Source organism: Caballeronia sp. BR00000012568055 (assembly GCF_029439455.1).
Classification (GTDB): Bacteria; Pseudomonadota; Gammaproteobacteria; order Burkholderiales; family Burkholderiaceae; genus Caballeronia.
Window position 1 is genome coordinate 1 of sequence record NZ_JAQFVG010000262.1, and the last position, 3,623, is coordinate 3,623.

At 56.4% G+C, this 3,623-nt stretch carries 3 protein-coding genes; 2 read left to right on the forward strand and 1 reads right to left on the reverse strand.

The window, feature by feature from the left end:
• Positions 1-396 precede the first annotated feature (396 nt).
• On the forward strand, positions 397-747 hold the full coding sequence (locus P7F28_RS15520) for a winged helix-turn-helix domain-containing protein (protein WP_277185409.1): 351 nt from the start codon (positions 397-399) through the stop codon (positions 745-747).
• A gap of 176 nt (positions 748-923) precedes the next feature.
• Entirely contained in the window at positions 924-3,116 is a 2,193-nt protein-coding gene (locus P7F28_RS15525) for a TonB-dependent receptor (protein WP_277185410.1), read from the forward strand.
• A gap of 6 nt (positions 3,117-3,122) precedes the next feature.
• Here P7F28_RS15525 and P7F28_RS15530 read toward each other — a convergent pair.
• On the reverse strand, positions 3,123-3,623 hold a 501-nt coding region (locus P7F28_RS15530), incomplete at its 5' end, for a tannase/feruloyl esterase family alpha/beta hydrolase (RefSeq protein ID WP_277185411.1).

The following is a 3,623-nucleotide window of genomic DNA, read 5'->3' on the forward strand; positions in this document are numbered from 1 at the left end:
AATTCGGAGTGAGCGAAGATCTCTTGATTGGCCCAGAGCGAGCCGATAAAAAACAGCGCCGTGCCGACAATGGACACGACACGCAGCGGAAAGGAAGACATCGGCGCTAAGAAAGTGCTTTGACGGCGGCGTAAAAAATATCATACCGCAGCGCCGGCTCTAAGCCCTGCTCGCTAAGGGCTTTAGCGATTTACACTTGGCTTGCCAGCAGAATAATTTACCGGGTCGGCGTGCCTTAGCTAAGCGTAAAGACATCGTTCATGCGCGTGCGGAGCTTTACCGTTAAGCGCGGACCTTATCACTCAATTATCATATTGATAACTATACATAAAGATGGATACACGTTATCGTTTTAGCGAATGCTATGATCCAGCGCATCCATCAAGCGAGGCGTGCATGACGAAAGACCCCGTGTTCGACGCGTATTTCCGCTTTCTCAGCCTCGCACGGGCCGTTCACGAATTGCCATCCACACCTAAACTCGATGCGGCGGAAGAGCGCTTGCTGGAAGCACTCACGGCTGCGTGGAACGCGGGGCGGGCATTGACCGTGACCGAAACCATGGCCGTGTCTTCCGCTGGTGCGCCCGCAACCGTGCACCGCAAGCTGACCAGCCTGAAAAAGCGCGGTCTCGTCTCCGTCGACGAAAACAGTGATGACCTCCGCATCAAAACGGTCAAGCCTACGCGCAAGGCTTTAGACCATTTTCAAAAACTCGCCGCTTGCCTTGACCAACTCAAGGCTTGAATTTCTTAGGCGTGGCGTGCATAAGACGCTAAGGCGCTTAGCCAACAATGTGCTAAGCCAAGCTGCATTCTTAAAGCTATAATCCGCACGCTTTCCGAGTCATCGGGCAGTAAATATTTCTTCTTCAGGCTTTGCGGCCTCCGTTTAACGGTGCCGGGCTCAGGCCTGCGTCCGACATGTCACTCTCGCTTCTCTGTCCAGGCCGCCGCGATGCGGTGTCCTTGCTTGGCGCGCTCGCAGCCTTCGTTTGTCACTCGTCGAATGCGTTCGCGGATACGACTCCAATCGAGGCCGACGCTTCGAGCGCGCAGCAACTCGCGCCGGTCGTCGTGCAAGCGGAAAAGCGCCCTGCCGCCGAACAGAAAACGCCAATCGCGATGAGCGTCTACGGCAGTGGGTTCCTTGATAACGTGGGCGTAAGCGATATCAAATCGCTGGCCACGCAAGCGCCCGATCTCAACTACGCGCAAGTGCAGACGGTCGTGCCCGTGCTCACCATTCGCGGCATTTCCAGCCGCGACACGACGGAGATCGGCGATCCGTCCGTCGTTGTCGTCACGGATGGCAGCTCCAATAATCGGCCTTACGCGCTAAGCGAAACGCTTTACGATCTCGACCATATTTCGGTCCTGCGTGGTCCGCAAGGCACGCTCTACGGGCGCAATGCAGTGGGCGGCATCGTCGATATAGAAACGGCCAAGCCGACGACTTCGCCTGAAGGAAGCGTGTCGGCGGATATCGGCAACTACGCGACGCGCAATTTCGAAGCGATGCTGAACGTGCCGGTCAACGACGTGCTGCAATTCCGCGTCGCCGCTATGTCGCGGCGGCACAATGGCTATCTGAACAACGCGCCGCAAGCGGATGGCGACGACGAAGATGCGCGTTCCGGCCGGCTTTCCGTTGCAATTAAACCGAATGCGCAACTGCGCGTGTTGCTAACGGCGCAGCAAACCGAAGTCAAAGGCGTTGGTCCCGTCTCACTGGACATTCCCTATCTTTACGACGCCAACGGCAATCTCACGCACGGCATGCCGCCTTTTCCGGCCGACCCGCGCACGTTCACTTACGCGACGCCGCAATCGCTGTCGATCGAAGACACGGTTTTTCGCGGCACGGTCACCTATGACTTGCCGGGCGTCGAACTGAGTTATATCGGCAGCTACGACAACCTGACGTATCGGCATGCGGCGGATAGCAGCCCAAGCCCGGACGCGCCGGTTTCGTATCGGCAGAATGAATTTCCTAAGACGCAAACGCATGAATTGCGCGCGAATTCTTTAGGCGATGGAAGATTGTCATGGCAAGCGGGCCTATCGTACTTTCAAGAGGTTTCCTCGCTAAACAGTGCAAACGAATCGCCTTTTCAAGGCGGCGTTTATTTGCCGACGCTCGCTTTCGATTACGGCATTCGCACCACGTCCACCGCAGCTTACGGCCAGACTTCATTCCGCGTCACCGATCGCATCAAGCTCACAGCCGGTCTGCGTCTCACGCACGATGAAAAGACCCGCGACGGCGAATACTACTTTGCGAATTCGGATCAGCCGCCGTTCACCTACACGCATGTGCCGCAAAACGACTCGGGATCGTGGTCCAAACCGACCGTGCATTTCGCGGCCGAATACACACCTACCTCTGCGGTGATGAACTATATCCGCTACGACACAGGCTTTAAGTCCGGCGGCTTTTCATCCTTGGGACCGTATGCGCCAGAGACGCTAAAGGGCTTGGAAATAGGCACTAAATCGCTGTGGAATTCGCAGCGCGTGCAAATCAACGCCAGCGTTTTCGACTACGACTATACGGGCCAGCAAATCGCTCAACTGGTGCCGTTTGCGGACGGCCGTGTGGGCACGAATATCGTCAATGCGGGACGCACGCGCATTTATGGCGCAGATACTGATATTCGCGCGCTGATCGATCCCATCGGTATCCTGAATATATCCGTGGCATGGCTGCACGCGCGCTTTACCGACTTCCTCGTCGATGACGGCAGCGGACGCAACGCGCAACTGGCAGGTAACGCGCCACCACAAAGCCCGGCGCTGACGATTGGTATCGAACTCGAACATACCTGGGCGATGGAGACCGGCAAGATCATAGGACGCCTTAACGCGAAATATCAAAGCGGCCAGCACTTTACGATCTTCAATTACGGCGACGATTATCAAAGGCCTTATATGACCGCCGATCTTTCGGCGACTTACTTGCCTGCCGGTAAGAACGTGGAATTGATGGCCTATGTGCGCAATGTGACGAACCACCGTGTCTTCACGGCGGCCGAAGGATATACCTTTGACAATGCTTATCGCTATGCCTTTACGCCGCCGCGAACGCTCGGCGTAAAGGCGACCTACTATTGGTAATCAGCCTTAAGGCGCGGCAACGCCTTGCGTCTTGGGCGTGTACGCCGTATAGAAGCTCGATCCCGCCCAGGCCGGAGCGGCATCGTTATACAGCGGTGCGGCCTGTGCGTAGTTCGCGCCGCTATGCCAATCGCCCGAACCCGTGAATTTAGCGATCGCCGGATACGGATACACCGGACGCGATGCCGTCACATTGTTCGATGTGTCAGTCTGATAGGTCATGACCGAATTCGGCGCGTTGCCCTGCTCCACCCATGCGGTGATCTGCGAAACGAGATCGATATTCGGAAAGCCTTCGCCACCACCGCAATGCCCCACGCCTGGCACCACATACAGTCGTGAAAATTCGCTCGCGCTCGACTGACCCATAGTATTTTGGAGTGCCTGATAATAGGCGATCGTAAAGAGCGGAGAGATATGCTGATCTGCCCAGCCATGCCAGAGAATCAGCTTGCCACCGGCCTTCTTGAATGCAGAGAGATCGGGATTCGTTGCATCATTGAGCGG